General features: G+C 66.1%; 18 protein-coding genes and 1 other annotated feature. Of the genes, 13 read left to right on the top strand and 5 right to left on the bottom strand.

Annotation, left to right across the window (positions count from 1 at the left end):
• Positions 1–6 precede the first annotated feature (6 nt).
• Entirely contained in the window at positions 7–1,377 is a 1,371-nt protein-coding gene (locus tag RH91_RS15790) for a cryptochrome/photolyase family protein (protein ID WP_010163914.1), read from the top strand.
• Positions 1,378–1,417: 40 nt separating this feature from the next.
• A complete protein-coding gene (locus RH91_RS15785; protein ID WP_010163912.1) occupies positions 1,418–2,611 on the top strand; it encodes an SAM-dependent methyltransferase in 1,194 nt (397 codons plus the stop codon).
• Positions 2,612–2,715: 104 nt separating this feature from the next.
• On the opposite strand, the gene RH91_RS15780 is transcribed toward RH91_RS15785, so the two are convergent.
• The 3 genes from RH91_RS15780 to purF form a co-directional block, all read right to left on the bottom strand.
• On the bottom strand, positions 2,716–4,197 hold the full coding sequence (locus RH91_RS15780; RefSeq protein ID WP_029623958.1) for a SulP family inorganic anion transporter: 1,482 nt from the start codon (positions 4,195–4,197) through the stop codon (positions 2,716–2,718).
• A gap of 69 nt (positions 4,198–4,266) precedes the next feature.
• Positions 4,267–4,322 (bottom strand) — a sequence feature (sul1 is cis-regulatory element that is thought to sense ions involved in sulfur or methionine metabolism; They are found in Alphaproteobacteria).
• 117 nt (positions 4,323–4,439) lie between these two features.
• Positions 4,440–5,156: an SDR family NAD(P)-dependent oxidoreductase gene (locus RH91_RS15775; RefSeq protein ID WP_010163910.1), complete on the bottom strand. Its 717-nt coding sequence runs from the start codon at positions 5,154–5,156 to the stop codon at positions 4,440–4,442.
• A gap of 13 nt (positions 5,157–5,169) precedes the next feature.
• The gene (gene purF / locus RH91_RS15770; RefSeq protein WP_010163909.1) at positions 5,170–6,654 is read right to left on the bottom strand and encodes an amidophosphoribosyltransferase; all 1,485 of its coding nucleotides are present in this window, start codon (positions 6,652–6,654) and stop codon (positions 5,170–5,172) included.
• 89 nt (positions 6,655–6,743) lie between these two features.
• Here purF and RH91_RS23635 point away from each other — a divergent pair, with 89 nt between their 5' ends.
• The 5 genes from RH91_RS23635 (at position 6,744) to RH91_RS15750 (ending at position 10,460) form a co-directional block, all read left to right on the top strand.
• On the top strand, positions 6,744–7,067 hold the full coding sequence (locus tag RH91_RS23635) for a DUF7218 family protein (protein WP_442852555.1): 324 nt from the start codon (positions 6,744–6,746) through the stop codon (positions 7,065–7,067).
• Positions 7,068–7,299: 232 nt separating this feature from the next.
• Positions 7,300–7,662: a phosphoribosyl-AMP cyclohydrolase gene (gene hisI, locus RH91_RS15765; protein ID WP_010163908.1), complete on the top strand. Its 363-nt coding sequence runs from the start codon at positions 7,300–7,302 to the stop codon at positions 7,660–7,662.
• A complete protein-coding gene (locus RH91_RS15760; protein WP_010163906.1) occupies positions 7,659–8,177 on the top strand; it encodes a hypothetical protein in 519 nt (172 codons plus the stop codon). Before hisI ends, RH91_RS15760 begins: the two co-directional genes overlap by 4 nt.
• Positions 8,178–8,224: 47 nt before the next feature.
• A complete protein-coding gene (locus RH91_RS15755) occupies positions 8,225–8,653 on the top strand; it encodes a MerR family transcriptional regulator (RefSeq protein ID WP_010163905.1) in 429 nt (142 codons plus the stop codon).
• Positions 8,654–8,657: 4 nt separating this feature from the next.
• On the top strand, positions 8,658–10,460 hold the full coding sequence (locus RH91_RS15750) for an acyl-CoA dehydrogenase C-terminal domain-containing protein (protein WP_010163904.1): 1,803 nt from the start codon (positions 8,658–8,660) through the stop codon (positions 10,458–10,460).
• Between the two features lie 47 nt (positions 10,461–10,507).
• On the opposite strand, the gene RH91_RS15745 is transcribed toward RH91_RS15750, so the two are convergent.
• Complete coding sequence (locus RH91_RS15745; RefSeq protein WP_037478876.1) at positions 10,508–11,068, bottom strand: hypothetical protein; 561 nt, start codon at positions 11,066–11,068, stop codon at positions 10,508–10,510.
• A gap of 333 nt (positions 11,069–11,401) precedes the next feature.
• Here RH91_RS15745 and RH91_RS15740 point away from each other — a divergent pair, with 333 nt between their 5' ends.
• From RH91_RS15740 to der, 6 genes are all read left to right on the top strand, one after another.
• A complete protein-coding gene (locus RH91_RS15740) occupies positions 11,402–11,752 on the top strand; it encodes an ArsC family reductase (RefSeq protein ID WP_010163902.1) in 351 nt (116 codons plus the stop codon).
• Positions 11,753–11,769: 17 nt separating this feature from the next.
• A complete protein-coding gene (locus tag RH91_RS15735) occupies positions 11,770–12,051 on the top strand; it encodes a DUF427 domain-containing protein (RefSeq protein WP_010163901.1) in 282 nt (93 codons plus the stop codon).
• A 45-nt stretch (positions 12,052–12,096) separates the two neighbouring features.
• Positions 12,097–12,978 carry a 3-methyl-2-oxobutanoate hydroxymethyltransferase gene (panB, locus tag RH91_RS15730; RefSeq protein ID WP_010163900.1) on the top strand — a complete coding sequence of 294 codons (882 nt, stop codon included), beginning with the start codon at positions 12,097–12,099 and terminating at the stop codon, positions 12,976–12,978.
• A gap of 111 nt (positions 12,979–13,089) precedes the next feature.
• Positions 13,090–13,788: a tetratricopeptide repeat protein gene (locus RH91_RS15725; protein ID WP_010163899.1), complete on the top strand. Its 699-nt coding sequence runs from the start codon at positions 13,090–13,092 to the stop codon at positions 13,786–13,788.
• Positions 13,785–15,137: an outer membrane protein assembly factor BamB family protein gene (locus tag RH91_RS15720; RefSeq protein WP_010217082.1), complete on the top strand. Its 1,353-nt coding sequence runs from the start codon at positions 13,785–13,787 to the stop codon at positions 15,135–15,137. Before RH91_RS15725 ends, RH91_RS15720 begins: the two co-directional genes overlap by 4 nt.
• Positions 15,138–15,187: 50 nt before the next feature.
• Positions 15,188–16,585, top strand: a complete 1,398-nt coding sequence (gene der, locus RH91_RS15715; RefSeq protein ID WP_026046621.1) for a ribosome biogenesis GTPase Der — start codon at positions 15,188–15,190, stop codon at positions 16,583–16,585.
• Positions 16,586–16,726: 141 nt separating this feature from the next.
• Here der and RH91_RS15710 read toward each other — a convergent pair whose 3' ends face one another.
• Entirely contained in the window at positions 16,727–17,962 is a 1,236-nt protein-coding gene (locus tag RH91_RS15710) for a flavin monoamine oxidase family protein (protein WP_029623955.1), read from the bottom strand.
• Between the last annotated feature and the right edge of the window lie 6 nt (positions 17,963–17,968).

Raw genomic sequence — 17,968 nt, 5'->3', positions numbered from 1 at the left:
ACTGTCTTGACCCCAATCATCCTCTGGCTCCGCCGAGACCTCCGGCTGGCCGACCAGCCCGCTCTCCTCGCCGCGATCAACGATGGACCGGTGATCCCGGTCTACATCCTCGACGACGACACCCCCGAGAAATACGCGATGGGCGGCGCCTCGCGCTGGTGGCTCCACCACAGCCTGGAAGGCCTCGACTCGGACCTGCGCGAGAAGGGCTCGCGGCTGATCCTGCGCCGAGGGAAGTGCGTCGAGGTGCTAGCGCAACTCGCCGAGGAAACCGGCGCGACGCAAGTCCATTGCATCCGCCATTTCGAACCGTGGTGGCGCAAGGCCGAGGAAGCCGTCGCCAAGCACCTCGATCTCGTCTGCCATGACGGCAATTACCTCGCGCGCCCCGGATCGATCACGACTGGCAGCGGCGGGCAGTACAAGATCTACACCCCGTTCTGGCGTGCGCTCAAGCAGCACATGCCGCCGCCCGCGCCGATCCACAAACCTGCGAAGATCCCGGCGCCGTCCAAATGGCCCAAGAGCGACGTGCTCGCCGACTGGACGCTGCTGCCGACCAAGCCCGACTGGTCGACCGGCTTCTCGGACGACTGGACCCCCGGCGAGGATGCCGCACACAATCGCCTGAACGCCTTCAAGAAGCAGGCGGATGACTATGACGACACGCGAAACTTCCCCTCGCAGGAGGGCAGTTCCCGTCTGTCGCCGCACCTGCATTTTGGCGAGCTTTCCGCGGCGCAGGTGTGGCACGCCGTCGCCGATGTCGGCGGGTCGGTCGACGTCTTCCTGAGCGAGATCGGCTGGCGTGACTATGCGCAGAACGTCATCCTGCAATATCCGGAATACGGCTCGAAAAACGCCCGCGAGAAGTATGATGCGATGCCGTGGCGCAGCGGCAAGGATGCCCACGCCGACCTCAAGGCGTGGCAGCAGGGCCGCACCGGTTATCCGATCGTCGACGCCGGGATGCGTCAGCTCTGGAAGACCGGCTGGATGCACAATCGCGTCCGCATGATCACCGCGAGCTTCCTGATCAAGCATCTGCTGATCGACTGGCGCGAAGGCGAGCGGTGGTTCTGGGATTGCCTGGTCGATGGCGATTACGGCTCCAACTCGGTCAACTGGCAATGGACCGCGGGCACCGGGATTGATTCGAACATGTTCGTCCGGATCATGGCGCCGCTGGTCCAGTCGCCCAAGTTCGACGCGGGCGCGTATATCCGCGAATGGGTTCCCGAACTCGCCGACGTGAAGGGCGACGCGATCCACGACCCCGAGGAGGCAGGCTGCCGCCCCAAGGCCTACCCGCCCAAGATCATCGGACACCGCGAGGCGCGCGAGCGCGCGTTGCAGGCGGTGAAACAGGTGCGCTGAGCGGCTTGGCAACCACGCCCCGGGATGCGAGGGGGGCGCGATGTTTGGGGTATTCGTAAAACCGTTCAACGCCGTGCTCGACCGGATCGATTCCGGTCTGGTAGAGGGATCGCTCGCGGCAACCTTGCCGGGCGGGGGCAGGCGACTGCTCGGCGGGCGGGCACCCGGACCCGCAGCCGTGGTCGACCTGCGTCGCTGGCGCGCGTTGATGCGGCTGGTGACCGGGGGCTCGGCGGGCTGGTACGTCGCCTGGTCCAAGGGTGAGTGGACCAGTCCCGACCCGACCGTGCTGTTCGAGCTGTTCATGCGCAACCGGCGCTCTTTGGGTGGGACGGCGCGGTCGGGTGGAATGATCCGCATGCTGCGCGGCTGGCGCAATGCCCTGCGCCGCAACTCGCGCGCGGGGTCCCGGCGCAACATCCATTTCCACTACGATCTGGGCAACGACTTCTATAGCCTCTGGCTCGATCCGAGCATGATGTACTCGGCCGCTTTGTTCGACGAAGCGGCGATGACGACCGAGGACCTGACGGCGGCACAGGCGCGCAAGAACGATGCGATCCTCGATCGGCTGAAACTGTCACCCGGGCAGACCGTGCTCGAGATCGGCTGCGGCTGGGGTGGCTTTGCCGAGGCGGCGGCGCGGCGCGGGTTGCGGGTCGATGCGATCACGCTGTCGAGCGAGCAGGAACGCGCGGTCAACGACCGTATCGCGGAGGCGGGGCTTTCGGGCGTGACCGTCTCGCGCACCGATTATCGCGACGTCTCCGGCCAGTATGATGGGATCGCCAGCATCGAGATGGTCGAGGCGGTCGGACAGGACTATTGGGGGACGTATCTCGCCGCCATCGCACGCGTGCTCAAGCCCGGCGGGCGGGCGGCGATCCAGTATATCACGATCGATGACGCGATCTTCGAGGCCTATGCCGCGAACGTCGATTTCATCCAGCGGTTCGTCTTCCCCGGCGGGATGCTGTTGTCGCAGAGCCGCTTCCGCGCACTCGCCGAGACGCATGGGCTCGCGTGGCGCGACAACCGCAGCTTCGGGCTGCACTATGCCGAGACGCTGCGCCGGTGGCGTGTCGCGTTCGACGCGGCAGTAGTTGCTGGGCGTCTTCCGGCGAAGTTCGACAGTAAGTTCATCGCCTTGTGGCGCTATTATCTGATGTACTGCGAAGGCGGGTTCCGCGGGCAGGGGATCGACGTCGCGCAGGTCACGCTGGTAAAGGTCTGACGGCAAGTCGGAAGGTGTGCGGAAACGCGACCCCCACGCTGCGCCGGGTTTAACAGTCACGCTCGAAACGAACGGTCGCGATCAACCCGGCATATCGACCGCCATCAGTGCGGCACCACGCCAAGCTCGAACCCGGTCTTGTCGTGCAAGGCATAGCGATCGACGAGATCGGCGCTCGCGCGATTATAGCCGATCACCTCGACCACCGATCCGTCCCGCCGCAACCGGGCGATGATCTTGTCGAGCGCGCCGACCCCCGAAATGTCCCAGAAGTGCGCGTCGCTTACGTCGATCGTCACCGGCGCGCCCTGCTCGGGCAGGAACGCACTTGTGACGCGGTCGACCGAGGCAAAGAAAACCTGCCCGCTGACCTGATAGACAACGCCGTCCGCGCCCGTCGTGCGCGCGACGGATACCATCCGCCGGACCTTGCCCGCGAAGAAGATGCCCGACAGCAGCACCCCCGCGAGTACGCCCTGCGCAAGATCATGTGTCGCGACGACGACCGCGACCGTCACCAGCATCACTGCGGAGGACGTCGGCGGATGCCGGCGGAGGTTGCGGATCGAATTCCAGCTGAACGTCCCGATCGCGACCATGATCATCACCGCGACCAGCGCGGGCATCGGAATCCGCCCGACCACAGGGCCGGCTACCGCGAGCAGGAACAGCAGGAACGCGCCGGCGATGAACGTCGACAGCCGCTTGCGCCCGCCCGAGGTCACGTTGATCACCGACTGGCCGATCATCGCACACCCGCCCATTCCGCCGACCAATGCGGCGACGATGTTCGCCCCGCCCTGGCCCGCGCACTCACGGCGCTTGTTGCTTTCGGTGTCGGTCATGTCGTCGACGATCTGCGCGGTGAGCAGCGATTCGAGCAGCCCGACCGCCGCCATCGTCAGCGAATAGGGCAGGATGATCCGCAGCGTCTCCCACGTCAGCGGAACCTGCGGCAGCGCGAAGGACGGCAGCCCGGAAGGCAGGCGCCCCATGTCGCCGACGGTGCGCACCGGCAACGCGAGCGCGATGCTGATCACCGCGAGCACGACGATCGCGACCAGCGGGGAGGGCACCGCCTTGGTCAGGCGCGGCAGCAGATAGATGATCGCCAGACCGCCCGCGACCAGCGCGAAGCTATGCCAGGTCACGCCCGTCAGCTGCGGCAACTGCGCCATGAAAATGAGGATTGCCAATGCGTTGACGAAGCCCGTTATCACCGATCGGGAAACGAACTGCATCACCAGGTCGAGCCGCAGCACCGCCGCGAGGATCTGGAACACGCCCATCAGGATGGTCGCGGCGAAAAGATACGGGACGCCGTGATCGCGCACCAGCGGCGTCACCACCACCGCTACCGCCGCGGTCGCGGCCGAGATCATCGCGGAACGACCGCCGATGAAGGAGATGACGATCGCGATCGCGACCGAGGCATACAGCCCGACCTGCGGATCGACGCCCGAGATGATCGAGAAGCCGATCGCTTCGGGAATGAGCGCGAGCGCGACGACGATGCCGGCCAGCGTCTCGCGCCGCACGTCGGCGAACGAGGAGAACCATTGGGTTCGAAAAGTTGAAAATGTCATGAGATACCAAACGCAGGCACATGGCACCGGACCGCTTGCGGGGTCGGTGACTTCGCTATCCATGTGTTCTGTTATCCAGCGGATCGGCGGCTGAAAGAGCCACCCGGATTTGCACCGGGTCCATGCGAGTGCGCGTCCCTTAGCGGCGTATCAGCGAGCGATCAAGCTCGTACCTTCCGCTACTACCGTCATTCCCGCGAAGGCGGGAAGGACGGCTGAAGGTGGCCCAGCGACGAAAGCGGTCACCCGACGCGTTCGAAATGCCCCGTCGCGAAATCCTCGGTCAGCAGCGCGACGATCCGCTCTGCCACTACGCTCGGTTCCTTGACCGACTTGGGTTCCTCGCCCGGATAGGCGCGGCGGCGCATGTCGGTGCGGGTCGCGCCGGGGTCGAGGATCGCGGTGCGGATGTTGCTGATCCGTTCCATCTCGTCGCCGTATGCCGATACGATCGTCTCGAACGCCGCCTTGGACGCGCCGTAAAGCCCCCAATACGCCCGCGGCTTGCGCCCGACGCTCGAGGTGATGCCGATGACGCGCGCGTGGTTCGACTTGCGCAGCATCGGATCGAAGGCCGCGATCAAGGCCGCTTGCGCGCTGACGTTAAGCGTCAGGACGTTCGCCATTTCCTTGGGGTCGATCGCGGGCACGGGTGCCAGTGTGCCGAGCATCGCTGCGTTGAGCACGAGAATGTCGAGCGCGGGCCAGCGTTCGCCGATTGCCGAACCCAGCCGCGCGATCGCCTCCGCCTGCGTCAGGTCGAGCGGCGCGATCGTTGCCGACCCGCCTGCGTCGAAGATCGCATTCTCGACGCTCTCGAGGCCGGCGCTGGTCCGGGCGGTGAGGACGACATGCGCCCCCGCTGCGCCAAGTGCGATGGCGGTCGCGGCACCGATGCCCTTGGAGGCACCGGTAACGAGCGCGACCCGGTCAGCGAGCGGGCGGTTCCCATCAGTCATCGTCTTGCGATCCTCAGCTGACGCGTTCGGCCAGCAGCGCGAACTGATCGACCGACGAGACATCGTCCTGGTCGGTCAGCGTGGTCGGATAGTCGCCAGTGAAGCAGGCATCGCAATGGCTCGGGCGGATCGCGTTGCGCTGCGGCTCGCCGAGCGCCTTGTACAGCCCGTCGATCGAGACGAACGCGAGGCTGTCGGCCTTGATATACGCCGCCATCTCCTCGAGATTCTTGGTCGCGGCGAGCAGCTTGGCGCGCTCGGGCGTGTCGACGCCGTAGAAGCACGAATGCCGCGTCGGCGGGCTCGCGATACGCATATGGACCTCGGCCGCGCCTGCTTCGCGCATCATCTCAACGATCTTGAGGCTGGTCGTCCCGCGCACGATCGAATCATCGATCAGCACGATCTTCTTGCCCGCGATCAGCGCGCGATTGGCGTTGTGCTTCAATTTCACACCAAGGTGACGAACCTTGTCGCCCGGCTGAATGAAGGTGCGCCCGACATAATGCGAGCGGATGATCCCGAGTTCGAACGGGATCCCCGATTCCTGCGCATAGCCCAGCGCCGCCGGGGTGCCCGAATCGGGGACCGGGATGACGAGGTCGGCATCGACCGGGCTTTCGATCGCGAGCTGTGCGCCGATCGCCTTGCGGACGGTGTAGACGCTGCGATCCTCCGAGATCGAATCGGGGCGCGAGAAATAGACGAATTCGAAGATGCACGGCCGCGCCGACACGGGCGCGAACGGGCGATGCGAGGTGATCTCGCTGCCCTTGACCATGACGAGTTCGCCCGGATCGATCGAGCGGACGAAGGTCGCGCCGACCACGTCGAGCGCGACCGTCTCGGACGCGAAGATCACCGCCTGGCTGCCGTCCGACTGTTCGATCCGGCCCATCACGAGCGGGCGAATGCCGAGCGGATCGCGGCACGCGATCATGCCCTCGGGCGTCATCACGATCAGCGAATAGGCGCCCTCGACGCGCTTCAACGCATCGATGAACTTGTCGACGACGGTGCGGTAGTTGGACGTCGCGACGAGATGAATGATCGTCTCGGTATCGCTGGTCGACTGGAAGATCGAGCCGCGCCGGACGAGATCGCGGCGCAACCGCATCGCGTTCGAGATATTGCCGTTATGCGCGATCGCGAACCCGCCCGAGGCGAGGTCGGCGTAGAGCGGCTGGACGTTGCGGAGCGCGGTCTCGCCCGTGGTCGAGTAGCGCACATGGCCGCACGCGACCGTGCCGCGCAGCGGGACCATGATATCCTCGCGGTCGAAATTGCCCGCGACGTGGCCCATTGCGCGGTGAGTGTGGAATTCGGCACCGTCGAAGCTGGTGATGCCAGCCGCTTCCTGTCCGCGATGCTGGAGCGCGTGGAGCCCCAGCGCAACGAGCCGGGCGGCGTCGGCCGCTCCGGAGATACCAAAGACACCGCATTCTTCATGCAGTTTGTCCCCGTTTTCGGGGGCTTCGAACGGATTGGTTGTGAGCATTGGCGCCCTTCGGGGGAGGGTAGAGCTTCGATTGGCCATATAGGGGGGCTCTCCGGCTTTGTCGCGCTTTTGTCACATCATGGGGAGCGATTGGTCGCATTGTTCGTTCCGGCGGCCTTCGGGGATCAATTGTTGTCCCGCGCAAGGCGTTCAGCACGGCGAAGGATCGCGGGCGGAGCATTGAGGACGACAAACTGTACGAGGATGTGCGCGAGAATGTCGCCTCGCAGGAGAAGGCGGCTCGAATCGCTGGTGCTCCGTCAGCGGTTTCCCCGCCTGCGCGAGACCTCTGCAGAAACGCAATCGGCTGTTTTCTCTTCACTCCACGCCCACTCGCTGCCGTCATGCTGAACTTGTTTCAGCATCCACCGCGCAACAGGCACAGTCCGGACTCGCGGAGGGCTGGATCCTGAAACGAGTTCAGGATGACGGGCAGTTTCACAGAACGCTCGCGGAAGCGGGAACCTAAAACTCCGCGAGACAACGCGCGATAGTCTGCAAGACTCCCGGGGGCCTGCCTTCGAAAAAGCCCCAAGCCGTCTCGAGTAGGACTCGCCAGTACCCGACAAGTAGCCCGACGGGCACCCGGCTGCCCCCACCTCCGCCGGGGTGACGCGGGCCATCTCTGCCGCTACACCGCGCCCCATGCCAGACCTTCGCGAAACCGGCCTCGTGCTCGACCCCAAATATGATGCCGCCGGACTGATCACCGCGGTCGCCACAGACCGCGCTACCGGTGAAGTCCTCATGCTCGCGCACATGACTGCCGAAGCGCTGAAACTGACGGTGGAGACCGGCGACGCGCATTTCTGGTCGCGCAGCCGTGGCGCATTGTGGCGCAAGGGGGAGACGTCGGGGCATGTCCTGCGCGTCCACGACATCCGGATCGACTGCGATCAGGACGCGGTCTGGCTGATTGTCGATCCCGCCGGTCCCGCGTGCCACACCGGCGAACGCAGCTGTTTCTACCGGCGGGTGGAAGGCGACGCGCTGGCGCGAGTCGGTTGAAGCGCCTGCTGCTCGCGCTGTTCGTCCTCACCGGCTGCCAGCGGGAGAACGCGCCCGGGGAGAAGGCGACCCCGCCAGCCACCGCGCTCGAGGCGGCCGCGATCCAGGCGGGCGTCATTCCCGACCCGAACAGCACCGACATCACGGGTCTTTATGTCCGCGAGGCCGACCGCGTCTGCGTCGTCCCGAGCGCGACCGGGTACCGGATCGGCGTAACGGTCGATTATGACGACCGTGAACATTGCGGCGGCACCGGCGTGGTGACTCGCTCGGGCGAAACGCTGCACGTCGCGTTCGACACCATCCGCGCGGGCGGCTGCACCTTCGACGCACGCTTCGACGGCGACCGGATCGTCTTCCCGGGGCGCTTGCCCACCGGTTGTCAGGCGCTTTGCACCGAGCATGCGGCGATCTCCGGGCTCGCACTCGACCGGCTTAGCGAATCGGCGTCGGAAGCGTCGACCTTGCGCGGACCGCGCGGCACGTTGCTCTGCGGAGACGACGTGCATCCGTGACACACACCGTCTTGACGTTCACGTAAAGGGCAACTATTTCACGGGGCATGAGCACCGGTGCCGCCTATGCCCTCATCGATCGCCACCCGACGCGCGATCATTTCTCCATCTCCGACCTTTCGGCGGAATTCGACGTCACCGCGCGGGCGTTGCGTTTCTACGAGGATGAAGGCCTGATCGCGCCCGAGCGGCGGGGTACGACTCGCATCTATTCGCAGCGCGACCGCGCACGGCTGGCGTGGATCCTGCGCGGCAAGCGCGTCGGCTTCTCACTCGGCGAGATCCGCGAGATGATCGACCTGTATGACATCGGCGACGGCCGGAAGATGCAGCGCCAGACGACGATCGAACGCTGCCGCGACCGGATTTCGCTGCTGACCGCGCAGAAACGCGACATCGACGCGGCGATCCACGAACTCGACGACTTTGTCACCTTGCTCGAAACCCATGGCTCATCCGGCCAGATGAAGGACTGAACCCATGCCCCAGTATACGCCCCCCGTCCGCGACACCCGTTTCATCCTCGATCACGTGATCGGCCTGCAGAGCCACGCCAATCTCCCCGGATTCCAGAACGCGACCCCCGACGTTGTCGACGCGGTGCTCGACGAGGGCGGCAAGTTCGTCGCCGAAGTGCTGTTCCCGCTCAACTATTCGGGCGACCAGGAAGGCTGCGTCCGGCATGAGGACGGTTCGGTCACGACCCCCAAGGGCTTCAAGGAAGCCTATCAGGCGTTCGTCGAATCGGGCTGGGGCACGCTCAGCGCGCCGGAGGAATTCGGCGGGCAGGCGATGCCGCACGTCGTCTCGACCGCGTTCCAGGAATATATGATCTCCGCCAACATGGCGTTCGCGATGTACCCGGGCCTGACCCACGGCGCGATCGCGGCGTTGCTGGTCAAGGGCTCGGACGCGCAGAAGGCGAAGTACGTCCCCAAGATGGTCAGCGGCGAATGGGGCGGGACGATGAACCTGACCGAGCCGCAGTGCGGCACCGACCTCGGCCTGATCCGCACCCGCGCCGAGCCGCAGGGCGACGGCTCCTATGCGATCACGGGCACCAAGATCTTCATCTCGTCGGGCGAGCATGACCTGACCAGCAACATCATCCACCTCGTGCTCGCAAAGACCCCGGGTGCGCCAGAGAGTTCGAAGGGCATTTCGCTGTTTGTGGTGCCGAAGTTCATGGTCGGCGACGACGGGTCGATCGGGGAGCGCAACGCGGTCACCTGCGGTTCGATCGAGCACAAGATGGGGATCCACGCCAATTCGACTTGCGTGATGAATTATGACGGCGCGATCGGCTGGCTCGTCGGCGAGGAGATGAAGGGCCTCGCCGCGATGTTCATCATGATGAACGCCGCGCGTCTCGGCGTCGGCTTGCAGGGCCTCGGCGTCGCCGAAGTCGCGTACCAGAACGCAGTCCAATATGCGCAGGACCGCCGCCAGGGCCGCTCGCTCACCGGCGCGAAGGAGCCGGGCGAGAAGGCGGACACGCTGTTCGTCCACCCCGACGTCCGTCGGATGTTGATGGAGTCGAAGGCGCTGACCGAAGGCCTCCGCGCACTCTGCCTGTGGGGCGCGCTCCAGGTCGATCTCGAACATGCCGCCGGGACCGAGGAGGAGCGCCAGCTCGCCGCGGATCTGGTCGGGCTGCTGACGCCGGTCATCAAGGGCTATGGCACCGACAAGGGCTATGACATCGCGACCAACGCGCAGCAGGTCTACGGCGGCCACGGCTACATCGCCGAATGGGGGATGGAGCAGTACGTCCGCGATGCACGGATCGCGATGATCTACGAAGGCACCAACGGCGTGCAGGCGATGGATCTGGTCGGCCGCAAGCTCGCGCAGAATGGCGGACGCGCGGTGCAGGCGCTGTTCAAGGTGGTCGCCGAGGAAGTCGCCGCCGCCAAGGCCGATCCTGCAACCGCGACCTTCGCGGGCGCGCTCGAGAAGGCGAATGGCGAGCTCCAGCAGGCGACCCTGTGGTTCATGCAGAACGGCATGCAGAACCCCGACAATGTCGGCGCAGGCGCACACAGCTATATGCACCTAATGGGGATCGTCGCGGTCGGGCTGATGTGGCTGCGCATGGCGGTCGCCGCGACCAAGCTGAAGGCAGCGGGCGAGGGGGATGCGAAGTTCCTCGACGCCAAGCTGGTGACAGCGCGCTACTTCGCCGAGCGCGTGATGCCAGAGGCTGGCGCGTTGCGGCGCAAGATCGAGGGCGGGTCCGAGGCGCTGATGGCGCTTTCGCCGGAGATGTTCGAAGCGGCTTGAGCGACACATCCGAAGCGCGCCGTGTCCTTTCCTTGATACGGCGCGTTTCAGGGTAGCTGGCGTTCCCAGTCTTCGCGCTGCTTCTCCTGCTCGGCAAGCGGTGGAACGCCGCTTGCTTCGCGCATGGCGTCACTGAGCAGGTCTCGTCGGTACGGTTCCTGCGTCCATTTGCTGCCGGGCGGATGGTTGAATTGCGTCCCATAGACTTGCGGCTGACCGATGCGCTGCAGATACCGGTCGAGCGTGGCGGCGGAAATCCACACCGCGTCCGCTTTACCCCGCGCCACTGCGACGACCGCCAGCGTATGCGCCTTCAGGAAATCGTCAGGCGTTTCGCCGTGCTGAAAGACGAAAGCGGCGTGATAGAAGTCGTCGGCGCTGGCGAGCCGTCCCGCGTCGAGCAGCGCCTGAGTCCGTTCCCGCCGGGCGCGATCCGCGGGGAGAACGATCTTCCAGTCGATTGTACGGGGGGTATCCCGTGCCGCCTGATCTGCGTCAAAGATTGCCGTCATTGTCGGGTTGGTCGGCGGTTGGACCTTGGCGGACGGGGACGGAACCTGTGCCGTTGCAGCCCCAGCGGTCAGAACCAGAGCCATTAGCAAACGCATGAATGCTCTCCTATCGATGCGGCGGTAGCGATCCGCGCAAGGAACGCCGCAAGTCGCCCTGGTGGTCGGAAGATCGACTACCGGCCGTTATAGCCGTCGGCGAAACCGTGCATGAAATCGGGAAGGCCAGCGACGCAGGCTATCCCTAGCGCCACAATAACCGCTAGCCGCCAATAGTTTACCGGCGTTTCACGCTTTTCGGATTCAGGCCGCATCGTTCTTCCGCCCCGTGCAAGGTTCCCGGTTCGCACCATGCCACTGGCGTGGCACAGGCAAACCCGTTTACCCTCGCATTCTGTTGTCCCGCAGCCTGCAAAGCAATCAGGATTTCCAATGCCCGCCACCCTCTACGGCATCCCAGCCTGCGACACCGTCAAGAAAGCCCGCACCTGGCTAGATACCAACGGCGTCCCCTACACCTTCCACAACTACAAGACCGCCGGCGTAGACCCCGCGCTCCTGCTCCAATGGATCGACCAGCTCGGCTGGGAAACCGTCCTCAACCGCGCCGGGACCACCTTCCGCAAGCTCCCTGACGCTGACAAGACCGACCTCGACGCCGACAAGGCGCTCGCCATCATGCTCGCCAACCCCTCCGCCATCAAACGCCCGATCCTCGTCAAGGACGACGTCCTGCTGGCAGGCTTCAAGCTTGATACCTATGTTGAGGCCCTCAAGCCCTGACCTGAAGGACCAAGCCCATGCCGACCGCACGCTGGAACGGAACCGTGATCGCCCAGTCGGACGATACCGTGATCGTGGAGGGCAACCATTATTTCCCCGCCGACAGCATCGTCGCCGACCTGTTCGAACCGAGCGCGACGCACTCGCATTGCCCGTGGAAGGGCGACGCGAGCTACAAGACGCTCGTCGTCGACGGCAAGCGCAACGTCGACGCGGCATGGTATTACCCCGACCCCAAGCCCAAGGCCGCCGAGATCAAGGATCGCTTCGCCTTCTGGAAGGGCGTCACGGTCGACTGACGCCCCCGACTGGCGCGGGGCCGCGCAAGCCGCTATCCCCGCGCCATGTCCACGACCTTCACGATCGACACCGCGACCAGTCGCGCCAACCCCACGCCAGCGCCGATGAAGCGCCTCACCGTCCCCGCGATCCGTGCGCGGAAAGGGACGATCGGAAGGGGCAAGGGGGGCGACCCGCTGGTGATGCTCACCGCTTACACCGTGCGCAACGCGCAGCTGTTCGATCCGCATTGCGACATGCTGCTGGTCGGCGACAGTCTCGGGCAGGTAATCTACGGCCTGCCGTCGACCGTCCCCGTCACACTCGACATGATGGCGGCGCATGGCGCGGCGGTGGTGCGCGGCAGCTATCATGCGGTCGTCATCATCGACATGCCGTTCGGTAGTTATGAAGCCTCGCCCGAAAAGGCGTTCGAAAGCGCCGCCTTCCTGCTCAAACAGACCGGCGCGGCGGGGGTGAAGCTCGAGGGCGGGGTCGCGATGGCGCCGACCGTCCGGTTCCTCAGCGAACGCGGCATCCCGGTCATGGGCCACGTCGGTCTCACCCCGCAGGCGGTCAACACGCTCGGCGGCTATGGCGCGCGCGGGCGCACCGCCGCCGAAGCCGAGAAGATCGTCGCGGATGGCGTCGCGATCGCCGAAGCCGGCGCGTTCGCGCTGGTGATCGAAGGCGTGGTCGAGCCGATCGCGATCGCACTCACGCAGAAGGTCGCTTGCCCGACGATCGGGATCGGTGCCTCGGCGGAGTGTGACGGGCAGGTGCTCGTCGCGGAGGACATGCTCGGCCTGTTCGAGCGCACCGCGCGCTTCGTGAAGAAATATGACGACCTCGGTGGCCGTATTTCCGCCGCAGCGGCGACCTACGCCGCCGAGGTCCGCGCGCGCACCTTCCCGGGCGCGGAACAGATCTACGCTCCCAAGGACTGATGCCGCTTCCGTTTCCGAACCGTACCATAGCGTAACGTTTGCCCGCTTTCCCTCTGGCGGGCGCGCGGCTAAGGTCCGCAGCTTCCCGCCCCGATCCGATGGAGTTCCCCAGTGGCCGTGCCACCCAACACCGATGCCGCATTCCTCCGGGAAGTCGACGAGGAACTCCGTCGCGAACAGATGGCGACCGCCTGGCGCCGCTATGGGATCGCCGCGATCGCGATCGTAGTGCTGATCGTCCTCGGCTTCGGCGGATGGCAGATCTACCGCGCGCACCAGCAATCGGTCGCGGGCGACGAGGGCGAGGCGCTGAGCAAGGCGTATGAGGATATTGGCGCGCGCCGTCCGGCGGCCGACGGCGAACTCGGCAGTCTCGCGGGCTCCGACGTAAAGGGCGTCCGCGCGCTTGCCATGATGAGCCAGGCGGACCTGTTGCTGCAGAAGAACGACCTGCGCGGCGCTGCCGCCAAGTTCGCCGCGATTGCGGGCGACGCGTCGATCGGCCAGCCGTTCCGCGATCTCGCGCTCGTCCGCCAGACCAGCGCCGAGCTCGATACGATCAAGCCCGACGTCGTCGTCGCGCGGCTGCGCGGGCTCGCGGTGAAGGGCAATCCGTGGTTCGGCAGCGCGGGCGAGATGGTCGCTGCGTCCTATCTGCGGATGGGCCGTCGTGATCTCGCCGGCACCCTGTACGGCCAGATCGCCCGCGAACCCGACGTGCCCGAGACCCTGCGGCAACGCGCGGTTCAGATGGCGGGCGTATTGGGGGTAGATGCCGTGAACCAGCCGAAGGACCAGAAATCGAAATGAAGATGACCAACCGAGTTCTGCTGGTGGCGGTCTCAGCGATCGCGCTCAGCGGCTGCGCGACGTTCAAGGGCAAGAAGAAGACCCCGGTGCTCGGCAATCGCATCGCGATTCTGCAGGGCGAGAATGACGTGGTCGCCGACAAGACGATCGGCGAAGTCCAGGTGCTCGTGCCGCCTGCGACGACCAATGACAGCTGGGCGCAGCCCGGCGGCAGCCCGTCCAAGTCGATGGGCCAGCTCGCGCTCGGCAATGCGCTCACCCGCGCGTGGAGCGTGACGATCGACGGCGGCAGCAATCGTCAGCGGCTCGGCGCGGCGCCGGTGATCGGCGGCGGCAAGCTGTTCGCGATCGACGTCAACGCCACCGTCCACGCTTATTCGGCGAGCACCGGGGCGTCCGCGTGGGAAGCCAGCATCGCGACGACCGACAAGAAGGCGCGCAGCGCGCGCTTCGGCGGCGGCGTGAGCTTCGACGAGGGCAAGGTCTTCGCGACCGACGGCCTCGGCGACGTCGTTGCGCTCGACGCGACGAGCGGCAAGGAATTGTGGCGCGCCAAGCCGGGTGCGCCTTTACGCGGTGCGCCGTCGGTCGCCAACGGCCAGGTCTATGTGCTGAGCCAGGACAACCAGCTCTACGTGCTGTCGCAGGCCGATGGCACCGTCGTGTGGACCGCCTCGGGCTCGATCGAGACGCAGGGCGTGTTCGGCGTCGCGGCACCCGCCGTCAGCCAGGGTACGGTCGTCGCGGGCTTCTCCTCGGGCGAACTCAACGCCTATCGCTACGAAAATGGCCGCACCTTGTGGCAGGACGCGCTGTCGCGGTCCTCGATCTCGACCTCGGTGTCGTCGCTTGCCGATATCGATGCGGACCCGGTGATCGACCGCGGGATCGTCTTCGCGGTCGGGCAGGGCGGCCGCATGGTCGCGCTCGAGATCGTCTCGGGGCAGCGGCTGTGGGAGCAGAATTTCGCGGGCATCTCGACCCCCTGGGTCGCGGGCGAATGGGTCTTTATCGTCACCGACGACGCACGGCTCGTCTGCCTCGCGCGCGCGACCGGCAAGGTGCGGTGGATCAGCCAGTTGCGCCACTTCGGCAGCGAAAAGGTCCAGAAGGACGGCACGATCAAGGACAAGAAGAAGGCCAACCCGATCACCTGGTACGGCCCGGTGCTTGCGGGCGGTCGGCTCGTGCTGACCAACTCGCTCGGCGAGATCGCTTCCGCCTCGGTCGAGACGGGCAAGCTCGGCACGGTGATCGAATCGAAGGCACCGTTCACGCTGCCGCCGGTGGTCGCCAATTCGACGCTGTATGTGCTTGATCAGAAGGGTCGTCTCGCGGCGTATAAGTAACCGCGACACGGCGGGGTGACGAAGACGTGCGCTTGCCCTAAGGGAGGCGCATGTCCAGTCTCCCTGTGGTCGCTATTATCGGCCGGCCGAACGTCGGCAAGTCGACGCTCTTCAATCGTCTCGTCGGAAAGAAACTCGCGCTCGTCGACGATCGCCCCGGCGTGACCCGCGATCGGCGCGAGGGGGCGGCGACGCTCGTCGGGCTCGATTTCCGCGTCATCGACACCGCCGGTTACGAGGACAAGGACGCCGCGTCCTTGCCCGGCCGGATGCGCGCGCAGACCGAGGCCGCGGTCGCGCAGGCCGATGTCGCGCTGTTCCTGTTCGATTCGCGCGCGGGCATCGTCCCGCTCGACGAGGAAATCGCGCGCTGGCTGCGCGGCTCGACCACGCCGGTCATCCTCGTCGCCAACAAGGCCGAGGGCAAGGCGGGTGCCGACGGCATCCTCGAGTCGCTGGCGCTCGGTTTCGGCGATCCGGTCGAACTGTCGGCGGAGCACGGCGAAGGGCTCGTCGAACTGTTCGACGCGCTGCTCCCCTTCATCGAACCCGAGAAGGACGCCGCGGGCGACGACATTCCCAACGCGGACGTCGATGAGGAATATGCCCCCGACGCGCCGCTCAAGCTTGCGATCATCGGCCGTCCGAATGCGGGCAAATCGACGCTGATCAACCGCATTCTTGGCGAAGACCGTCTCATTACCGGCCCCGAAGCGGGCATCACGCGCGATTCGATTGCGGTTGACTGGATCTGGCACGATCCCGATCGCGAGCCCGGCGAGGATGCACGCAAGGTCCGGCTGATCGACACCGCGGGCATGCGCAAGCGCGCCAACGTGCAGGACAAGCTCGAGAAGCTGTCGGTCGCCGATGCGCTCCACGCGATCGATTTCGCCGAAGTCGTCGTGTTGTTGCTCGATGCGACGCGCGGGCTCGAATCGCAGGATCTCCGCATCGCCGACGCCGCGCTGCAGGAAGGCCGCGCGCTGATCGTCGCGATCAACAAATGGGACGTGGCGGAGAATGCCTCCAGCCTGTTCAACGGCATCCGCACCGCGCTCGAGGATGGCCTCAGCCAGATCAAGGGCATGCCGGTGCTGACCGTCTCGGCCGCGACCGGCAAGGGGCTCGATACGATGCTCAAGGTCGCGTTCGATACGCGCGATGCTTGGTCGCGCCGTGTCGGCACGGGCGAGCTCAATCGCTGGTTCGAACGCGCGGTCGAAGCCAACCCGCCGCCCGCGCCGGGGGGCAAGCGGATCAAGCTGCGCTATCTGACGCAGGCCAAGACTCGCCCGCCGGGCTTCGTGCTGTTCGGCACGCGAGTCGACCAGTTGCCGACGAGCTATCAGCGGTATCTGATCAACGGGATCCGGCGGGATCTCGGGTTCGGGGCGGTGCCGGTACGGTTGACGTTGCGGGCGCCGAAGAACCCGTTCGACCGGTAAGGAAGGCGCGAGGCTCCACAAAAAGGAGCGCTTCCCCGGCGTAGGCCGGGGCCGAGTAGAGATGGCCGAGGGCATCGGGCGCGGTGCTCGCCACCATACGGCTCGCGACTGGGCCCCGGCCTTCGCCGGGGAAGCAAGTAGCTACCGCCCCATCGCCCCCAAAACCTCTCGCGCCGCGCGCACGCCGCTGTCGTGCGCTCCATGCGCGGTGCTGAAGTCGACCGGATTGGTCGCCTCGCCGGCAAAGAAGATCCGGTCATCGAACGACCGCGCCAACGTCGTCCGCGCCTCCGCATGCCCCGGAAGCGCACAACTATACGCCCCGCCAATCCGCGGATCAGCGCTCCACGCCGAGGCGGTGACCGGTCGAAGCGACCGCCGCACGTCCGCCCCAAACAAGGCGACCAGATCGTCGATCGCCCGCGCAAACGCCGCATCGGCCCCCTCGGCCTCCGCCTGCCGCGCGCCGTCGCCGCCCAGGAAGCATTCGATCACCGGCCACCCGAACGGCAGCAGATAGCAGGACGCGCTTGCCGGATCGCCCGGCTTGCCGAGCACCTGCGTCTCGGGTTCGAACGGCGAGGGGCCGTCGATCGCGAGGAACAGCTTCTCGTTGCGCCCGAGCGGCAATTGCGCCGCCGCCGCGCGCCACAGATCGAGCGTGGAGGGCAGGTCGATCGTGTCCCCGGCCAGCACGGTGGTCGATACGGTCAGGATCACGGTGCGCGCTCTGACATCCCCCGCAGGGGTCGTCAGCCGCACCCCGTCCGCGGCGAGTGCGATCCGATCGACGGGAGTCGCAAGGCGGTGGGCGACGTCTTGCGGCATGTTCGCCGTGATCAGCGTGCCGTAGCCACGGGGAAGCCGCCAGTTGCAGTCGGTGGCGGCATTCTCATACGCCAGATAGTCCGCGACCGAGATCCGCTCCGGTGTCACGCCGCTGATGAAGCCCGTCATCGCCGCGATATGGCCGTTCCATTCGCACTCCGGGAGCAAGGCATCGGACGCCCGGTCGCTCGACGGCGGGGCTTGCTCCATCCGTTCCAGCCAGTGTTCGAACGCGTCCCGCGCCGCCCGCTGGTCCTGCGGCGAAAAGCCGAGATTGCGATATTGCTGTCCCCACGCCGGGGTGCGCCGGTCGATCTCGACGCCCGCGGCTTCGGCGATCCCGGTCCAGGCATTGCGGTCGCCCGAATGCAGCCAGCCGCATCCGAGGTCTAGCGCAAGGTCGTCCCGGACTTTGGTATGCGCACGCCCGCCAAGTCGCGATCCCGCCTCGAGCAGGATCGTCCGCAATCCCGACCCCGCCAACGTACGTGCAGCGGCGATGCCCGAGGCACCGCCGCCGACGATCACGACATCATATCGACTATCCATCGATGG

This window comes from Sphingomonas sp. PAMC 26617 (genome assembly GCF_000242835.1).
In the GTDB taxonomy this organism is placed as follows: Bacteria; Pseudomonadota; Alphaproteobacteria; order Sphingomonadales; family Sphingomonadaceae; genus Sphingomonas.
This window is presented reverse-complemented; position numbering and strand designations above follow the sequence as displayed.

Bases quoted from the DNA above. Each gene is read 5' to 3' on its own strand.
- RH91_RS15785 (WP_010163912.1), top strand. From the start codon at position 1,418: ATGTTTGGGGTATTCGTAAAACCGTTCAACGCCGTGCTCGACCGGATC.
- RH91_RS15780 (WP_029623958.1), bottom strand. From the start codon at position 4,197: ATGACATTTTCAACTTTTCGAACCCAATGGTTCTCCTCGTTCGCCGAC.
- RH91_RS15775 (WP_010163910.1), bottom strand. From the start codon at position 5,156: ATGACTGATGGGAACCGCCCGCTCGCTGACCGGGTCGCGCTCGTTACC.
- purF (WP_010163909.1), bottom strand. From the start codon at position 6,654: ATGCTCACAACCAATCCGTTCGAAGCCCCCGAAAACGGGGACAAACTG.
- hisI (WP_010163908.1), top strand. From the start codon at position 7,300: ATGCCAGACCTTCGCGAAACCGGCCTCGTGCTCGACCCCAAATATGAT.
- RH91_RS15755 (WP_010163905.1), top strand. From the start codon at position 8,225: ATGAGCACCGGTGCCGCCTATGCCCTCATCGATCGCCACCCGACGCGC.
- RH91_RS15750 (WP_010163904.1), top strand. From the start codon at position 8,658: ATGCCCCAGTATACGCCCCCCGTCCGCGACACCCGTTTCATCCTCGAT.
- RH91_RS15745 (WP_037478876.1), bottom strand. From the start codon at position 11,068: ATGCGTTTGCTAATGGCTCTGGTTCTGACCGCTGGGGCTGCAACGGCA.
- RH91_RS15740 (WP_010163902.1), top strand. From the start codon at position 11,402: ATGCCCGCCACCCTCTACGGCATCCCAGCCTGCGACACCGTCAAGAAA.
- RH91_RS15735 (WP_010163901.1), top strand. From the start codon at position 11,770: ATGCCGACCGCACGCTGGAACGGAACCGTGATCGCCCAGTCGGACGAT.
- panB (WP_010163900.1), top strand. From the start codon at position 12,097: ATGTCCACGACCTTCACGATCGACACCGCGACCAGTCGCGCCAACCCC.
- RH91_RS15720 (WP_010217082.1), top strand. From the start codon at position 13,785: ATGAAGATGACCAACCGAGTTCTGCTGGTGGCGGTCTCAGCGATCGCG.
- der (WP_026046621.1), top strand. From the start codon at position 15,188: ATGTCCAGTCTCCCTGTGGTCGCTATTATCGGCCGGCCGAACGTCGGC.
- RH91_RS15710 (WP_029623955.1), bottom strand. From the start codon at position 17,962: ATGGATAGTCGATATGATGTCGTGATCGTCGGCGGCGGTGCCTCGGGC.